Annotated in this window: 15 protein-coding genes; 11 read left to right on the top strand and 4 right to left on the bottom strand. The window is 60.4% G+C overall.

The window, feature by feature from the left end:
* Positions 1 to 4: 4 nt before the first annotated feature.
* Entirely contained in the window at positions 5 to 970 is a 966-nt protein-coding gene (locus ACXADQ_RS04835; protein ID WP_475316055.1) for an NADPH:quinone oxidoreductase family protein, read from the top strand.
* Between the two features lie 9 nt (positions 971 to 979).
* On the opposite strand, the gene ACXADQ_RS04830 is transcribed toward ACXADQ_RS04835, so the two are convergent.
* The 3 genes from ACXADQ_RS04830 to ACXADQ_RS04820 all read right to left on the bottom strand — a co-directional run bounded on the left by ACXADQ_RS04830 (position 980) and on the right by ACXADQ_RS04820 (position 4173).
* Positions 980 to 1579 carry a Spy/CpxP family protein refolding chaperone gene (locus ACXADQ_RS04830; protein WP_475316053.1) on the bottom strand — a complete coding sequence of 200 codons (600 nt, stop codon included), beginning with the start codon at positions 1577 to 1579 and terminating at the stop codon, positions 980 to 982.
* A 10-nt stretch (positions 1580 to 1589) separates the two neighbouring features.
* A complete protein-coding gene (locus ACXADQ_RS04825) occupies positions 1590 to 2417 on the bottom strand; it encodes an IclR family transcriptional regulator (protein WP_475316048.1) in 828 nt (275 codons plus the stop codon).
* 97 nt (positions 2418 to 2514) lie between these two features.
* Positions 2515 to 4173 (bottom strand): long-chain-fatty-acid--CoA ligase, encoded by a 1659-nt coding sequence (locus ACXADQ_RS04820; protein ID WP_475316044.1) that lies wholly within the window; start codon positions 4171 to 4173, stop codon positions 2515 to 2517.
* Positions 4174 to 4547: 374 nt separating this feature from the next.
* Between ACXADQ_RS04820 and ACXADQ_RS04815 the strand changes: the two genes are divergently transcribed.
* Genes ACXADQ_RS04815 through gph form a run of 3 tightly spaced genes read left to right on the top strand, consistent with a single transcriptional unit; the run spans position 4548 to position 6982 of the window.
* Positions 4548 to 5513, top strand: coding sequence for a class 1 fructose-bisphosphatase (locus tag ACXADQ_RS04815; RefSeq protein ID WP_475316042.1), 966 nt, complete (start codon positions 4548 to 4550; stop codon positions 5511 to 5513).
* A 60-nt stretch (positions 5514 to 5573) separates the two neighbouring features.
* The gene (gene rpe, locus ACXADQ_RS04810; RefSeq protein ID WP_475316040.1) at positions 5574 to 6263 is read left to right on the top strand and encodes a ribulose-phosphate 3-epimerase; all 690 of its coding nucleotides are present in this window, start codon (positions 5574 to 5576) and stop codon (positions 6261 to 6263) included.
* 59 nt (positions 6264 to 6322) lie between these two features.
* A complete protein-coding gene (gene gph / locus ACXADQ_RS04805) occupies positions 6323 to 6982 on the top strand; it encodes a phosphoglycolate phosphatase (RefSeq protein ID WP_475316038.1) in 660 nt (219 codons plus the stop codon).
* A 41-nt stretch (positions 6983 to 7023) separates the two neighbouring features.
* Here gph and ACXADQ_RS04800 read toward each other — a convergent pair whose 3' ends face one another.
* Complete coding sequence (locus ACXADQ_RS04800) at positions 7024 to 7569, bottom strand: LuxR C-terminal-related transcriptional regulator (RefSeq protein ID WP_475316036.1); 546 nt, start codon at positions 7567 to 7569, stop codon at positions 7024 to 7026.
* Between the two features lie 92 nt (positions 7570 to 7661).
* Between ACXADQ_RS04800 and ACXADQ_RS04795 the strand changes: the two genes are divergently transcribed.
* The 7 genes from ACXADQ_RS04795 (at position 7662) to ACXADQ_RS04765 (ending at position 16151) form a co-directional block, all read left to right on the top strand.
* The gene (locus ACXADQ_RS04795) at positions 7662 to 8957 is read left to right on the top strand and encodes an acetylornithine deacetylase/succinyl-diaminopimelate desuccinylase family protein (protein ID WP_475316033.1); all 1296 of its coding nucleotides are present in this window, start codon (positions 7662 to 7664) and stop codon (positions 8955 to 8957) included.
* An 18-nt stretch (positions 8958 to 8975) separates the two neighbouring features.
* Positions 8976 to 10460, top strand: a complete 1485-nt coding sequence (locus ACXADQ_RS04790) for an ABC transporter substrate-binding protein (protein ID WP_475316030.1) — start codon at positions 8976 to 8978, stop codon at positions 10458 to 10460.
* 115 nt (positions 10461 to 10575) lie between these two features.
* Entirely contained in the window at positions 10576 to 11523 is a 948-nt protein-coding gene (locus tag ACXADQ_RS04785; protein ID WP_475316027.1) for an ABC transporter permease, read from the top strand.
* On the top strand, positions 11523 to 12341 hold the full coding sequence (locus ACXADQ_RS04780) for an ABC transporter permease (RefSeq protein ID WP_475316026.1): 819 nt from the start codon (positions 11523 to 11525) through the stop codon (positions 12339 to 12341). Before ACXADQ_RS04785 ends, ACXADQ_RS04780 begins: the two co-directional genes overlap by 1 nt.
* Positions 12338 to 13951: an ABC transporter ATP-binding protein gene (locus ACXADQ_RS04775; RefSeq protein ID WP_475316023.1), complete on the top strand. Its 1614-nt coding sequence runs from the start codon at positions 12338 to 12340 to the stop codon at positions 13949 to 13951. The genes ACXADQ_RS04780 and ACXADQ_RS04775 overlap by 4 nt, the downstream gene beginning before the upstream one ends.
* Positions 13926 to 15377 (top strand): aldehyde dehydrogenase family protein, encoded by a 1452-nt coding sequence (locus tag ACXADQ_RS04770; protein ID WP_475316021.1) that lies wholly within the window; start codon positions 13926 to 13928, stop codon positions 15375 to 15377. The genes ACXADQ_RS04775 and ACXADQ_RS04770 overlap by 26 nt, the downstream gene beginning before the upstream one ends.
* Positions 15378 to 15410: 33 nt before the next feature.
* Positions 15411 to 16151: an SDR family oxidoreductase gene (locus tag ACXADQ_RS04765; RefSeq protein ID WP_475316018.1), complete on the top strand. Its 741-nt coding sequence runs from the start codon at positions 15411 to 15413 to the stop codon at positions 16149 to 16151.
* Positions 16152 to 16159 lie beyond the last annotated feature (8 nt).

Here is a 16159-nt window from a genome sequence, read left to right as displayed (position 1 = left end):
ACCGATGAAGGCCATTGTCAGCCATGAATTCGCGCCGCTGGATGCACTGAAATACGAAGAGATCGCCGACCCCACGCCATCGGGGCGCCAGGTGGTAATCAAAGTCGAAGCCGCCGGTGTGAACTATCCGGACGGATTGGTCGTTCAGGGGTTGTACCAAATGAAACCGCCGCATCCGTTCACCCCCGGGATGGAGGCCGCAGGTGTCGTGGACTCGTTGGGGCCGGACGTCACATCCTTGCAGGTCGGTCAGCGCGTCGCGACGGTGTGCAGCCTTGGCGGGTATGCCGAAAAAGTCATGGTGGACGAGCGCCGCGCCTTCGCAATCGGTGACATGGATGGCGCAGATGCCTGTGCTTTGTTGGTGGCCTATGGCACCTCGCATCACGCGTTGAAACAGCGCGCACAATTGACGGCGGGCGAAACCCTGTGCGTGCTGGGGGCGGCTGGCGCGACAGGAATTGCGGCCGTGCAAATCGGCAAGATCATGGGCGCACGGGTGATTGCCGTGTGCTCGACCGACGAAAAACGCGAGATCGCCAAACAGGCTGGCGCAGACGAGGCGATCGGATATGACGACCTGAAAAATGACCTAAAAGCCCTAACCGATGGCAAAGGTGTCGACGTGGTGTACAACTCGGTCGGGGGGGCTGCGTTTGACGCCTGTTCGCGGTCGATGGCGCGCAACGGGCGCTTGCTGGTGATCGGTTTCGCCAGCGGAGAGATCCCGAAATTCCCTGTAAACCTGTCGCTGGTCAAGGAATATGCTGTGGTCGGCGTGTTCTGGGGCAATTTCACCCAGGCCGAACCGCAGGCCTATGCCGACAACATGAAAGAGCTGATTGGCTGGTACAACTCCGGCAAGATCAAGCCCTTGATCGAGGGGCGGTATCCCCTGTCCGATGCAGCGGACATTCTGAAACGTGTGTTGGGGCGCGGAGCAACCGGCAAGCTGGTTTTGGTACCCTGACCGCAGCCCTTATTCGCAGCCGTTGTGGCGGCGCCACATCTGCGGGTCATGCCCGTCGGGGACGTTGGCACAGGGATCGTCGGCATAGCCGCGCAGCACGTTGTAGCGCTTGATCTGCGCCCGGCTCAGCAGCGCGGGCGTGGACAGGTGCCGTGACAGGTGAACGAACCGCAGGGCGGCGCGGGCCTCGGCCGCCTCGGCGAGCAACTGTTGCAGCGTTTCGTCTGTGATGTCCCCGCTGGCAAAGGCGTCGCTCAGCGCTGCCTCGGCCGCGATGAAACGCTCGCCTGCGGCGATGGCCTCGGCCTGCATCTCTTGGTAGATGGCGGTGATCGCCGCAATCTGATCGCTGGACAGGTCCAGTTCAGTGCTGAGTTCCAGCAAATGTTTGGGGCCGGGGTGGCCGTTCAGCTCGGCGGGCAAGGCCAGCCCCCAGCCACTACCCTGCTGCAATTCTTCGATGTCCTGATCCGAAAGGCCCTTAATCTGACGGGATTGAAGTCCGGCATAGGGCGCATCCTGCGCGCTATGTCCGTGATGCTGGGCAAGCCCGATCGATGGGATGATGGCGGCCAGAAACGCGCCAAAGAAAGCCGCTCGTTTGGTCATGCTGTCCTGCTTATCCGCCCACGCGGGCAATCGTGTTGCACATCTGAACCAGCTTGGGGCCCAGTTCCTCGACCAAGCGTTCCTTGGGCAGGATATAGGCCGGTCCCCCCAGGTTGAAGGCCAGCATCGGCGTGTCCCCGTGCATCGAGCGATAGGGCACCGCGACCGAATTCACATCGGGCTGCCATTGGCCGATATTCACATAGAATCCCTGCGTTTCTATCTGGTGCTCGGCTTCGGCGATTTCCGCTTGAATACGGGGCCAGTCCTCGGGATCGGTGCGGTCGTGGATGCGCTGCTTGATCTGCTCGCGCTCGTGGGTTTCAGTGCCCACGATATAGGCCCGCCCCATAGCCGAACGCGCCAGAGAAATCCGCGACCCGACATTCAGCTGCAACGAGATCATCCCGGCCGAGGCCCGCGCCGCTGCGATATAGGTCATCGTCATGTCATCGCGCCCCCCAAGGGCCACCAGGACACCATCGCCGCATTCATCCGCCAGACGTTGCATATGCGGTTGCACGGTTTCGCGAATGCGCAGCCCCCCAAGACAGGCATAGCCCAGCCCCAGAACCGGAACTCCCATACTGTAGCGTCCGGTGCCCTCTTCATAGACCAGGTAGCCCAGTTTGAGCAGGGTATAGGTCAGTCGCGACACCGTCGAATTTGGCAGCCCCGTCCGTTCCGCCAACTCGCGGTTGCCCAGCCCGCTGGTGTCATCTGGTTTAAAAGCGCGCAGGATCTCCAAACCGCGATGCAGCGAGGTGACGAATTGGCGGTCGTTTTCAAACTCGGTTTCGACAGGGTCGGCCGTGGTCTCAGTCGTTCTTTTTCGCACACCGTTCTCCGTGGCTTAACTCTCATCCGTGGTGTGACGAGAGAGGGTTGTTCGCACCTACTTGATATGGGCGTTTCCGGTCAAGCTGCGCGTTGGTCTAAGGTTGCATCGCCGTTTCTTTGTTCTGAAGGTCGCGCCACAGTACCTTGCCGGATCCGGACTTGGGCAAAGCTTCGACAAATTCAATCACACGCGGGCATTTATAGGCGGCCATTTCGCTGCGACACCATGCGATGATATCGTCGGCGCTGGCCTGGCCACGCGGGACCACCACGGCCTTGACGCTTTCGCCCCGGCGCGGGTCGCTGGTCGAGATCACGCAGGCCTCGGCGATATTGGGGTGTTTCAACATCATCGCCTCGACCTCAGCGGGCCAGACCTTGAAGCCACTGGCATTGATCATGCGCTTGACCCGGTCGACCATGAAGAAATAGCCGTCCTCGTCGTAGTATCCCAGATCGCCGGTGCGCAAAAATGTCTTGCCGTCGCGGTGCAAAAACACCTCATCCGTCGCAGCTGGGTTATTCCAGTAGCCCTTGAATATCTGCGGTCCGGCCATGATGATTTCGCCGGTTTCGTTCGGGCCCAACTCGGTTCCCGTGGTCGGATCAATCACGCGGCTGTCCACGTCAAACATCGGGATGCCCAGGCATTGACGTTTGGGAGCGTCCACAGGATTGGTATGCGTGGCGCCGATGGTTTCGGACATGCCGTAGCCTTCGACATAGTCCAGCCCGGTCATGTCTTTCAGCTTCTTGGCGATGGCCTCGGGCATGGCGGCGCCGCCCCCACCGATGGCGCGCAGGCTGCTTAGGTCGTAGTTGTCGAAGTTCTCGTCATTCGCCAAATCAATCGCCATGGTCGCGATCGAGCGCCAGCGCGTCACGCCATATCTTTCAATCAGATTGGCCGCCACCGTACGGTCCCAACGGGTCATGATCACCATCGTCCCCCCCGAGGCAATGGGCATGTTCATGGCCGTCTGTATGCCGGTGACATGGAAGAACGGCAGGACAGACAGGCTGACATCCTCGGGGTGCATCGGGTTCCAGGTCAGCCCGCCCGTACAGACGGCCTGAAGCGTGAAATGCGTGTGCACACAGCCCTTGGGCGCCCCTGTTGTCCCCGAGGAATAGGGGATCACGGCCAGATCCTCGGATGTAGCTTGCGCTGGGGCGGGGTTTTCCCCGGCTGCAACGGCCTTGGACCAGCGTTCCACATTTGCGCCGCGTATCTGTTCAGGATCCAGCCGGGCCACCGCCTCGGGCAGAGGGATGTCATAGTCTGGATCGGCGAGCTCTTTGTAATTTGCGACCAGGACGGTCCGCAGCACACCGTCCTGGATCAAGGGCAGCGCGTTGTCCAACAGCTCTTGCCCGGCCAGCATCACCGAAGCCCCGGCATCGCGCGCGTAATGCGCCAGTTCGGCGTGTTTGCTCATGGGGTTGACCGGCACCACGGCCGCATCAGCGCGCAAAATCGCATAAAAGCTGATCACCGCCTGAGGGCTGTTCTGCATATACAGCAACACGCGATCGCCCTTCACCACACCCAAGCGGTTTTGCAGATACCCGGCCAGCGCATCGACCTGCGCCAACAGATCGGCAAAAGACAGTTCGCGCCCGTGATATTGGATCGCGGTGCGATCCGGATAAGTCGCGGCGCTGTTGATCAGGTTTTGGCACAGGGTATGGCGTGGAAACTGCACGGTCCGGGGCACGCCTTTGGGCCAGACCTTCAGGTGACGGTCATACATGCGTAAGGTCCATGTGCAGGTATTCAGCCACTGGTATTTCCTCCCGTTTGTGCGGCAGCGTGGCACAAACCTGATGTGGGATCAATATTGTGAAATTAATTTCTGCAAGGCGGGATATCAGGGAGTTCAGCGCGCCCGACAGCGATTCGATTCACGCAAAACACGGTGGATCAGCGCCATCATGCCAAAAAGAGCTGTTCCAGGCGCCAGACCTGCGGGGGCTTGCAAGGGCGTAAATATATGATCGTGATAGCTTCTTTGGCGGGCAGATTGCGTTTCTTGCACCGGTTCCAGATTTATTAAATTCAACTCTGCGCCCAAGCATGTCATATCACGGCCATCGTGTTGCAACCGATAGAACCCGGAAGATTATTATGACCAGTCAGACCCAAGTCATCTCGAGTGACCTCATTCCCACCGAATTGGCCCCGATTATCGAGGCATTGTGCGCCGTGTCCAAAGATGTGGCCAAGATCATCGCAAAGGGCTCGCTGGGGCAGTCCCTGGCGCATCAGGTCGGGGAAAACAGTGACGGTGACGGGCAAAAAGCCCTGGATGTGCTGTCGGACGAGATGTTCGCAGAGGCGCTGAAGTCGACCTCGGTCCGTTGGTATGCCTCGGAAGAACAAGAAGACGCCGTGCTGCTGAACGAGGCCGGGAAGTATGCGCTGGCGATTGACCCGCTGGATGGGTCCTCGAACATTGATGTGAACGTGTCAATCGGGACGATCTTTTCGATCTACGCCACCAAGGACGAGGCCGAGGCAAGCTTCTTGCGCCCGGCCAACGAACAGCTGGCGGGCGGCTACATCGTTTATGGCCCTGCCACGGCGCTGGTTGTGACCTTCGGCAAAGGCACGGTGCAATTCGTGCTGAACCCGGATTCGGGCCTGTTCGAACTTGCCGAAGAAGCAATGCAGATCCCCACGACCTCGAAAGAGTTCGCGATCAACGCGTCGAACTTCCGGCATTGGACCAAACCCGTCAGCGCGTTCATCGATGATTGCATGGCTGGCGTCGATGGCCCGCTGGAGAAGAACTACAACATGCGCTGGGTGGGCTCGTTGGTGGCCGAGACCCACCGCATCCTGACCCGCGGCGGTATCTTTTTGTATCCGCGCGATGGCCGCAAAGGGTACGAAAACGGACGCCTGCGTATGGTTTACGAATGTGCTCCGATGGCCTTTTTGGTTGAACAGGCGCAGGGTGGCGTGACGGATGGCCAAACCCCGATCATGGACCTGGCTGCTGACACGCTGCATGGCCGCGCGCCTTTGGTCTTTGGCAGCTCGGAACTGGTTGACCGCGTGGCTGCCTACCACGATAAGGCAGACGACTGACATCAGCGTTTGACAGGCCGCGCGGGTCCGCCCGCGCGCCATATAATAAAGGGAAACCCCATGTCGTTTGACCGCAGCATCAAGATCGCGCCGTCGATCCTGTCCGCCGATTTTGCGAATTTCGGCCAAGAGATCCAAGCCATCGAGGCCGAGGGCGCGGATTGGGTCCATGTGGACGTGATGGACGGGCATTTCGTGCCAAACCTGACCTTCGGCCCGCCGGCTGTCAAAGCGTTCCGCCCGCATGTGAAAACCTTCATGGATGTGCATCTGATGATCGCGCCGGTGGATCCCTATATCGAGGCCTATGCCGAGGCGGGCGCCGATATGATCACCGCCCATTGGGAGGCCGGCCCCCACCCGCACCGCACCTTGCAGGCGATCAAGGCGACTGGAAAAATGGCGGGAATCTCGCTGAACCCGGGCACGCCAGCCAGCGTGATCTCTGAAGTGCTGGATCTGGTCGACATGGTTCTGGTCATGAGCGTGAACCCCGGTTTCGGCGGCCAGAAGTTCATCCCGTCTTCGGTTGAAAAGGTGCGCCAAATCCGCGAGATGATCGGTGATCGCGAGATCATGATCCAGGTCGATGGGGGCGTGGACCCGGTCACGGTCGGACCGCTGGTGGCGGCTGGCGCGGATTGTTTCGTTGCGGGCTCGGCGGTGTTCAAAGGCGGCTCGGTCGATAATCCGGGCGTCTATGGCGACAACATCCGCGCGATCCGGGCAGCGGCTGAAGCGGCTCGGTAACGGTTTCTGTTCCTTGGTGGTGCCCGGTCAGACATGGCTGGGCTGGCAAAGGTGTGCCAATGGCTTTGGTGGTTTTTGATCTGGACGGAACGCTGGTCGACAGCGCCCCGGATATCCGCGCGGCTGTAAACCGGATGCTGGCGGATCAGGGCCAAGACCCGCTGGACCTGTCCACTATTGTCTCGTTTGTCGGACACGGGCTGCCAAAGCTGGTTGAGCGTGTGATCATGCATCTCGGTCTGGACCGTGCCCGTCAGGATGAACTGACCCGCGCCACGCTGATGCACTACAGCAGCGCTGCCGCCAAGCTGACCCGCCCCTATGACGGCGCAATCGAGGCATTGCAGGCCCTGAAAGACGCGGGGCACATCTTGGCCCTTTGCACCAACAAACCCGAAGCGCCAGCGCGCGCCATCCTGCGGGATCTGGCCTTGGACGGTTTCTTTGACGCGGTGGTCGGAGGCGACAGCTTGGCCGTGAAGAAGCCCGATCCGGAACCGCTGCTGCATCTGGTGCGGGCGTTGGGCGGTGGTCAGGTGGTCTTTGTCGGCGACAGTGAAGTGGACGCGGAAACGGCCGTGCGCGCGGGGGTTCGCTTTGTGTTGTATTCCGAAGGATATCGGAAAGGGGCCATCACGCAGATCCCGCATGCTGAGGTTTTTGATGAGTTTCCCGACTTGCCGGGGGTGGTGGCGGAACTTGTGCGCCCGGTGCCATGAGGCGAGGCCGGGAATGAGTATTTTCAGAGCAAAGAAATGGCTTAGTGCGTCACGCCGGCGAGGCGGCTGAGCAGAACGGCGACGTTCTTGACTTTGAACTTGCGCAGGAGGCGGGCGCGGACGTCCTCGATAGTGCGGGGAGAGAGGCTGAGGACCTTGGCGATTTCTTTGCTGGTATAGCCTCGTGACAGCCACATCAGAACCTCGCGTTCGCGGGGTGTGAGAGTGGGACCTTCGGGATCAGTATCGATCAGGGCAAAGCTGAGGACGATGCGATCGAGCGGGCTGTCTGGTGTCAGGGTGCGGGCGCGGAACCGGCACCAGAATGTGTGCCCGTCGCGGTGGCGCATCAGACGTTCATCGGAATAGGGCATGGATTGGCGCAGGGGTTCCAGCCCGATATCGCGGATCTGGTGGAATTCCTGATCGGTGCCGTAGAGCAGACGAAAGCTCTGGCCGATCAGGTCGGGTTTTTCATACCCGAACATCTGCGCGAACGAGGCATTGCAGGCGCGGATCACGCGCTGTTCGGTCAGGGCGATGCCCATCGGGGCGCTGTCGAAGGCCAGGGTTTCCAGATCGTTCATGATGTCACCGTGTTCATACGGTATTGGCACCGTATGCGGTAGGGATGCATGGTTTTGGGATCAAATGCAAGACTCGGAGGAACCCTGCCTGCATGTCCGTCGACCAGCGCCTGAGTGATGAGATTGATGCCCGCCGCGAGGATTTGATCCAGCTGACGGGGGATTTGATCCGCATTCCGACGCTAAATCCTCCGGGCGAGAATTATCTCGACATATGCGAGTTTCTGGCGGATCGGTTGCGTCCCCAAGGGTTTGAAATTGAACTGGTGCGCGCGCATGGGTCGCCCGGTGACAGCGAGAAATACCCGCGCTGGAACGTCATTGCCCGGCGCGAGGGCAAGCGCGCTGGCGAATGTGTGCATTTCAACAGCCACATTGATGTGGTCGATGTGGGGCTGGGGTGGACGGTTGATCCGTTTGGCGGCGAGTTGATTGACGGCAAAGTATACGGCCGTGGGGCCTGCGATATGAAGGGGGGGCTTGCGGCCAGTATCGTCGCGGTCGAGGCGTTTATCGCTGTGTGTCCCGATTTTGCTGGTGCCATCGAGATCAGCGGCACGGCGGATGAAGAATCCGGTGGGTTCGGTGGTGTTGCCTATCTGGCCGAGAAGGGCTTTTTTTCGCCCCAACGCGTGCAGCATGTGATCATTCCCGAACCCTTGAATAAAGACCGGATTTGTTTGGGGCATCGCGGGGTTTGGTGGGCTGAGATCGAAACCTTCGGCGAGATCGCCCATGGCTCGATGCCGTTTTTGGGGGATTGCGCGGTCCGCCACATGGGCGCCGTGGTCGAGGAAATGGAGGACAGCCTGTTCCCGGCCCTGGCGCAGAAACGCACGGATATGCCTGTGGTGCCCGAAGGGGCCAAGCAATCGACGCTGAACATCAACTCGATCCACGGGGGTCAGGCCGAAGGGGATGCAGATTTTACCGGTCTGCCCAGCCCGTGTGTGCCTGACAGTTGCCGGATGGTGATCGACCGCCGCTTCCTGATCGAAGAAGACATCGATGATGTGCAAGCCGAGGTGATGGAGGTCTTGCGCAAAGTCGAAGCGGATCGCGATACGTTCCGGTATGACATTCGCGAGCTGCACCGCGTGTTGCCGACGATGACCCGGCAGGACGCCCCCATCGTGCAATCGGTGGCGCGGGCAATTTCAAATACAATGGGGACAGACCCACAATACGTTGTCAGCCCCGGAACCTATGACCAGAAGCACATCGACCGGATCGGCAAGCTGCACAACTGCATTGCCTATGGCCCTGGGATTCTGGATCTGGCCCACAAACCGGATGAATATGTCGGCGTGGATGATATGCTCAATTCTGCGAAGGTGATGGGCCGAACCCTGATCGAGCTTTTGGCAAGCCCGGAAGAGGCGGCCTGAACAATTGGGAGAAAGATGATGACTTTTAACGGACTTAAGACCGGCTTTATCAGCGCCCTTGCGCTGGCGGCCAGCGTGGGCGTGGCCCAGGCGAAAACCGATATCGTCGTGGCCATGCAGCTGGAACCACCGCATCTGGACCCGACCTCGGCGGCGGCTGGGGCGATTGACTCGGTCCTGTATTCCAACGTGTTCGAGGGCCTGACCCGCTTCGGCGCGGATGGCTCGGTGAATCCCGGACTGGCCAAAAGCTGGGACATTTCCGAGGACGGAACCGAATATACCTTCCACCTGAACGAAGGCGTGATGTTCCACGACGGCACCACGATGGATGCTGAGGATGTGAAGTTCAGCCTGGACCGCGCCCGCGCCGAGGATAGCGCGAATGCGCAGAAAGCCTTGTTCGCAGGCATCACCGACGTGACCGTGGTGGACCCGATGACGGTCAAGGTGACGCTGGATGGGCCGAACGGTAGCTTCCTGTTCAACATGGCCTGGGGGGACGCGGTGATCGTTGCGCCCGAAAGCATCGAAAACATCAAGACCACCCCAATTGGGACCGGCGCGTTCAAGTTCACCAACTGGGTGCAGGGCGACAAGATCGACCTGACCAAGAACGCCGATTACTGGGGCACGCCCGCGAAACTGGACAAGGTGAGCTTTAAGTTCATCAGCGACCCGACTGCCGCCTTTGCCGCCGTGATGGCCGAGGATGTGCATGCCTTTGTCGGCTTCCCCGCGCCGGAAAACCTGCCTCAGTTCGAGGCTGATTTACGGTTCCAGGTGCTGGTCGGCTCGACCGAAGGCGAAACGATCCTGTCCACCAACAACAAGATGCCGCCGCTGGACAACGTGAAGGTCCGCGCCGCCGTGGCCCATGCGATTGACCGGCAGGCGATCATTGACGGCGCGATGTTCGGCTATGGCACCCCCATCGGCACGCATTTCGCGCCGCACAATCCGGACTATGTCGATCTGACCGGAGGCAGCGCTTATGACCCGGATATGGCCAAGAAACTGCTGGCCGAGGCGGGCTATCCTGACGGGTTTAAGACCACGCTGAAATTGCCGCCGCCGTCCTATGCGCGTCGTGGGGGCGAGATCATCGCGGCTCAACTGCGTGCCGTGGGGATCGAGGCCGAGATCAGCAACCTGGAATGGGCGCAATGGCTGGAGCAAGTGTTCCGCGGCAAGGATTATGGTCTGACCATCGTCAGCCATACCGAGCCCTTCGATATCGGCATCTATGCGCGCCCTGATTACTATTTTCAGTATGACAGCGCGGTGTTCCAGGCGTTGAATACGGCGCTGGCCAAGGAAAGCGACCCGGCACGGCGCTCGGAATTGCTGACGGCGATGCAGAAAAAGATCTCGGGGGATTATGTGAACGGATATCTGTTCCAGCTGGCCTACCCTACCGTGGCCAATGCCAAGGTGATGGGACTGTGGAAAGACGCTCCGACCCAAGCGACCGATCTGACCGGCGTGTATTGGGCCGAGTGATCTGATCCCGGACGTTCGCGCGTGATGTGCGCGCGGACGCCTTCGGCGGGAGGGTATTTTCGCCAAGAAAAAGCAACAGGAGGCGCCTTGCCTTCAAGCTGGGGTGACGGGCTGAATGCTGCGCTATTTCCTGAAAAGACTGGTGTCGCTGGGGCTGAGCCTGGCTGTGGCCTCGGTCGTGATTTTTCTGGCGCTTGAGGTCGTGCCGGGCGATCCGGCGGCCTATATGCTGGGGATCAATGCTCAAGAGGACACGTTGGCGGCACTGCGCGAAGAGCTGGGGCTGAACGGCTCGGTTCTGGAGCGGTATTTTTCCTGGGTTGGCGGGATGCTGACAGGGGATTTTGGGACCTCTTATACCTATCGCACGCCCGTGGCCGAGATGATTGGCGAGCGGTTGTGGATCTCGTTGCCTCTGGCGCTGTATGCGCTGACGCTGAGTACGGTGATCGCCTTTCCGGCAGGGATCTGGGCGGCGTCCAGGCGGGGCTCGGCCGTGGATGTCACTGTAATGGGGGTGACGCAGCTGGGCGTGGCCATCCCGAATTTTTGGTTCGCAATGCTGATGGTGCTGGTCTTTGCCATCAACTTGCGTTGGTTTAGCGCGGGCGGTTTTGTTGGATGGGAAGCCGGGTTTTTCGCGGCGCTGAAGTCGCTGACCCTGCCGGCGGTGGCGCTGGCTTTGCCGCAGGCCAGTATTTTGGCCCGGGTGATGCGATCCAGCCTGTTGGACACGCTGAGCGAGGATTTCATCCGGACGGCCCGCGCCAAGGGGCTCAGCAAACGTCAGGCCTTGTGGCGCCATGCGCTGCGCAATGCGCTGATCCCGGTACTGACCATCATTGGTCTGCAATTCTCGTTTCTCTTGGCTGGGGCCATCATCATCGAGAACGTGTTTTTCCTGCCAGGGCTGGGGCGGTTGGTGTTTCAATCGATCAGCGCGCGCGATCTGATCGTCGTGGAATCTGTGGTGATGCTGCTGGTATTTGCGGTGATCGTGGTGAATTTCGCGGTGGATATGGCCTATGCGCTGGTTGATCCGCGTCTGAGGGGACGGCGCTGATGGGCAATCGCAACCTTTGGATCGGAGCCGTTCTGACGCTGGTTTTCGCCGGGGCCGCTTTGCTGAGCTTTCTGTGGGTTCCCTATGACGTGACCGGCTTGGATATCGCCAACAAGATCAAGCCGCCCAGTGCGGCGCATCCGCTGGGCACGGATCATTTTGGGCGCGATATTCTAAGCATGATCATGGTGGGGGCGCGCACCTCGATCGCGGTGGCCTTGGTCGCTGTTGGGATCGGTATGGGCGTCGGGGTTCCCTTGGGGCTGGCCGCTGCGGCGCGCCGGGGCGGGCTGATGGACGAGCTGATCATGCGAGGCAATGATCTGGTATTCGCGTTCCCCAGCCTGCTGATCGCCATCATGATCACAGCGGTTTTCGGGGCGTCGGCCTTGAATGCGATTATCGCCATCGGGATTTTCAACATCCCCGTGTTCGCGCGGCTGACCCGCTCGGGCGCGCTGAGCCTGTGGACGCGTGACTATGTCATGGCGGCGCGCGTGTCGGGCAAATCGGCTGCGCGGATTTCGGTCGAGCATATTCTGCCCAACGTGTTGAACCTGCTGATCGTGCAGGGGACGATCCAGTTCTCGCTGGGTATTCTGGCCGAGGCTGGGCTCAGCTATGTCGGTCTGGGCGCGCAGCCCCCTACGCCTTCTTGGGGGCGGATGCTGGCGGACAGCCAGACGATGATTTCCTTTGCGCCGCATATGGCCCTGTTCCCTGGTCTGGCGATCCTGCTGACTGTTCTGGGGTTGAACCTGATGGGCGATGGGCTGCGCGATGTGTTCGATCCAAAACTGCGGAGGGCGCGGTCATGAGCCTGTTGCAGATCGACGGATTGAACCTGTCCATCCATGGAACGCCAATCTTGAAAAATGTGGGGCTGTCCGTTGCTCCGGGCCAGATTGTCGGCGTGATCGGAGAGAGCGGATCAGGCAAATCCATGACGGCCTTTGCGGCGTTGCAATTGCTGCCAAACGGTACCGTATGTTCAGGCGATGTTGCGCTGAACAATCGGGATGTTTTGCATATGACCGAGGCCGACTTGTGCCAGATGCGCGGACGGGATGTTGGCATGGTTTTCCAAGAGCCCATGACCGCCTTGAACCCGATAAAGACCATCGGCGATCAGGTGGCCGAAACGATTTTGATCCACGAAGATGTCAGTCGCTCCGAGGCGATGACGCGCGCGGCTCAGGCGCTTCAGCGCGCTGAGTTGCCGCAAGATAAATTCCCGCTGGGCCGCTATCCTCATGAGCTATCCGGCGGGCAACGGCAGCGCGTGGTGATCGCCATGGCAATTGCTTTGCGCCCCAAATTGCTGATCGCGGACGAGCCCACAACCGCGCTGGATGTGACCACGCAGGCGCAGATTCTGACACTGCTGCGCAAGCTGGTGGACGAAGAAGGCATGGGTCTTTTGTTGATCAGCCATGACCTGGCGGTGGTCGGGGATATGGCCGATAAGATCGTGATCATGCGACAGGGTGAGGTGGTGGAATCCGGCCCTGCCGATTGGCTGTTGCGCAACATGCAACATCCCTATTCCAAGGCGTTGCTCGAGGCCTCGACACATCAACCGGATCGCATGGCCGAGGATCAATCCGAGGTGCTTTTGGATGTCCGAAATGTCGTGCGAGACTACACGATTGCGCGCAAAGGCTGGTGGGGAGGTACCCAGACATTCCGTGCCGTGAAGGGCGTCAGTTTTCAGCTTCGAAAAGGGGAAAGCCTGGGGTTGGTCGGTGAATCCGGCTGCGGAAAATCCACGCTGACCCGGGCTATTCTGGGGCTAGAAGAGATTCAGGGTGGTGAAATTATCGCTTTTGATCAGGTGGTTGGGCGAGATTTCCCGAACGCGCTCAGGTCCGGTATCCAGGTTGTTTTTCAGGACCCTTACAGCAGTTTTAATCCCCGCTGGAAGGTCGCACGCCTGGTCGCCGAGCCCTTTCATCTGATGGACCAACGCCCGGATGACTGGCGTGAACGCGTCGCCAAGGTGCTTGAGGATGTGGGGATTGGCGCCGAGGCGATGGACCGCTATATCCACGAATTCAGCGGTGGTCAAAGGCAACGGATCGCCATTGCGCGCGCGCTGATTTTACGCCCGGATATCGTGATCTTGGACGAGGCTGTCAGCGCGTTGGACGTCAGCATCCGCGCCCAGATTCTGGACCTGCTGGCCGCGCTGCAAAAGGACTATCAGCTGTCCTATCTGTTCATCAGTCATGACCTCAGCGTTGTGCGCTCGATCACCGACCGGGTGATGGTGATGCGCGCGGGCGAGATCGTGGAGCAGGGCGACACGGCGCGCGTGTTTGACCATCCGCAGCACGACTATACCAAGCAACTGATTGCCGCCGCGCCGGTTCTGCCGGACGACGTGACGAACGGAGAAAAAGATGAGCGAGCTGAACCTATGGTTTGACCCCACAAAGTGTTTGATCAACGGGGAATGGGTGGCGCCTGCCTCGGGTCAGGTGTTGCCGTTGATGGACCCCTCGACGGGGGCCGAGATCGGGGCCATTGCGCGGGGTGGTGCTGAAGATATCGACGCGGCAATCGATGCGGCGCGGGCAACATTTGAGGGTAAGTGGGGGCGGACACCAGCATCCATACGAGGGCGTATACTATTGCGGTTGCGCGACCTTGTGATGGACCGGGTCGAGGACCTGGCCCGGATCGAAGCCATGGATGTTGGCAAGCCGTTGAAACAGGCGCGCGCCGACGCGATTGCCCTGGCGCGCTATTGTGAATTCTATGGTGGTGCGGCGGACAAACTGCATGGTGAGACCATCCCCTATCTGGACGGCTACACCGTCTACACGCTGCGCGAACCGCATGGGGTGACCGGGCATATCGTGCCATGGAACTATCCGATGCAGATCATTGGTCGTTCGGTTGGGGCGGCGTTGGCGACGGGGAATGCCTGTGTTTTGAAACCGGCGGAAGACGCCTGCCTGACCGCGCTGGCCTTTGCCGATATGGCCAAAGAGGCGGGTCTGCCCGATGGCGTGCTGAACGTCGTTCCGGGGCTCGGGTCCGAGGCGGGGACGGCGCTTAGCGCCTCGTCCAAGGTGGATCATATCAGCTTTACCGGCTCGGTCGCGACGGGGGTGCATGTGCAAATGGCCGCCGCGCCGAATGTGGTGCCGGTGACGTTGGAATTGGGCGGGAAATCACCTCAGGTCGTGTTCGACGACGCGGATATTGATGCGGCGCTGCCGTTTCTGGTGAATGCGGGGATACAGAACGCGGGGCAGACGTGCTCGGCCTCCAGCCGCATTTTGGTGCATCGCTCGGTCCACGATCAGGTCTTGGCGCGGATGGCGGAGCGATACAGTGCGCTGCGAGTCGGGCCCGCGATGTCGGATCTGGATGTCGGGCCGCTGATCTCGGCCAAGCAACAGGGGATTGTCAGCGGGTTTCTGGCGCAGGGTGGTGATCTGGAGACCGCCGCCCAGGGCGTTCTGCAAGACGCGCCCGAGGGTGGGAATTTCGTAGCGCCGACGCTGTTCGCCGGGGTCAAACCCGATCATGTATTGGCGCGGGACGAGATTTTCGGCCCGGTTCAGGTGGTGATCCCGTTTGACGACGAAGACGAGGCCGTCGCCATTGCGAATGGTACCGAATATGGGCTTGTGGCCTCGGTCTGGACGCAAAATGGTGCGCGGCAGATGCGGATGGCCAAGCGTATTCGCACGGGCCAGGTGTTCATCAACAATTACGGCGCGGGCGGCGGGGTTGAACTGCCTTTTGGCGGGATGGGGAAATCCGGCCATGGGCGCGAAAAAGGGTTCGAGGCCATGTATGGATTCACGACGCTGAAAACCGTCGCCGCGCTGCATGGATAAACCATACGTAATGGTATGGAAAAGGAGAAAGACATGAGACTGAAAGGCAAGCGGGCCATCGTCACCGGGGGCGCCAGCGGGTTCGGCGCCGGGATTGCTCGGAAATTCGCGGCCGAGGGCGCGACGGTTATGGTCGCGGATCTGAATGCTGAACTGGCGCGCGAAGTGGCCACGGAAATCGCCGGTATCGCGGCTCAGGTGGACGTCGCCAATGCCGACAGCGTGGGTGCCATGGCGGAGAGGGTGACTTCCGAATGGGGCGGTGTGGACATCATCGTCAACAACGCCGGCGTCACCCATCTGCCCAAACCGATGGAGACCGTGACGGACGAAGAATTCGACCGCGTTTTCAACGTGAATTGCAAAAGCGTTTACCTGATGGCACGCGCGTTCAACCCGATGCTGGTGGAAACCGGGGCCGGGGCGATCCTGAACGTGGCCTCGACAGCGGGGCTGAGCCCGCGGCCAAACCTGAACTGGTACAATGCCTCGAAGGGGTGGATGATCACCGCCACGAAAACCATGGCCGTCGAGCTGGCCCCCAAAGGCGTGCGGGTGAACGCCCTATGCCCGGTGGCGGGGGAAACACCGCTGCTGGCCAGCTTTATGGGGGAGGACACGCCCGAGATGCGAGCCAAGTTCCTGTCGACCATCCCGATTGGGCGCTTTTCCACGCCAGAGGACCTGGGGAACGCAGCGTGCTTTCTGTGCTCGGACGAGGCCAGCATGATCACGGGCGTTGCGATGGAAGTCGATGGCGGTCGGTGCATCTGATCCCGAGG

It is taken from the genome of Thalassovita sp. ABM4_323 (genome assembly GCF_056158665.1).
The sequence above is the reverse complement of the archived record's forward strand: the minus strand, read 5'-3'. Positions and strand labels throughout refer to the sequence as shown.

Coding starts and splice junctions, on each gene's coding strand:
- ACXADQ_RS04835 (WP_475316055.1), top strand. CDS start 5: ATGAAGGCCATTGTCAGCCATGAATTCGCGCCGCTGGATGCACTGAAA.
- ACXADQ_RS04830 (WP_475316053.1), bottom strand. CDS start 1,579: ATGACCAAACGAGCGGCTTTCTTTGGCGCGTTTCTGGCCGCCATCATC.
- ACXADQ_RS04820 (WP_475316044.1), bottom strand. CDS start 4,173: ATGTATGACCGTCACCTGAAGGTCTGGCCCAAAGGCGTGCCCCGGACC.
- ACXADQ_RS04815 (WP_475316042.1), top strand. CDS start 4,548: ATGACCAGTCAGACCCAAGTCATCTCGAGTGACCTCATTCCCACCGAA.
- rpe (WP_475316040.1), top strand. CDS start 5,574: ATGTCGTTTGACCGCAGCATCAAGATCGCGCCGTCGATCCTGTCCGCC.
- gph (WP_475316038.1), top strand. CDS start 6,323: ATGGCTTTGGTGGTTTTTGATCTGGACGGAACGCTGGTCGACAGCGCC.
- ACXADQ_RS04800 (WP_475316036.1), bottom strand. CDS start 7,569: ATGAACGATCTGGAAACCCTGGCCTTCGACAGCGCCCCGATGGGCATC.
- ACXADQ_RS04795 (WP_475316033.1), top strand. CDS start 7,662: ATGTCCGTCGACCAGCGCCTGAGTGATGAGATTGATGCCCGCCGCGAG.
- ACXADQ_RS04790 (WP_475316030.1), top strand. CDS start 8,976: ATGACTTTTAACGGACTTAAGACCGGCTTTATCAGCGCCCTTGCGCTG.
- ACXADQ_RS04785 (WP_475316027.1), top strand. CDS start 10,576: ATGCTGCGCTATTTCCTGAAAAGACTGGTGTCGCTGGGGCTGAGCCTG.
- ACXADQ_RS04780 (WP_475316026.1), top strand. CDS start 11,523: ATGGGCAATCGCAACCTTTGGATCGGAGCCGTTCTGACGCTGGTTTTC.
- ACXADQ_RS04775 (WP_475316023.1), top strand. CDS start 12,338: ATGAGCCTGTTGCAGATCGACGGATTGAACCTGTCCATCCATGGAACG.
- ACXADQ_RS04770 (WP_475316021.1), top strand. CDS start 13,926: ATGAGCGAGCTGAACCTATGGTTTGACCCCACAAAGTGTTTGATCAAC.
- ACXADQ_RS04765 (WP_475316018.1), top strand. CDS start 15,411: ATGAGACTGAAAGGCAAGCGGGCCATCGTCACCGGGGGCGCCAGCGGG.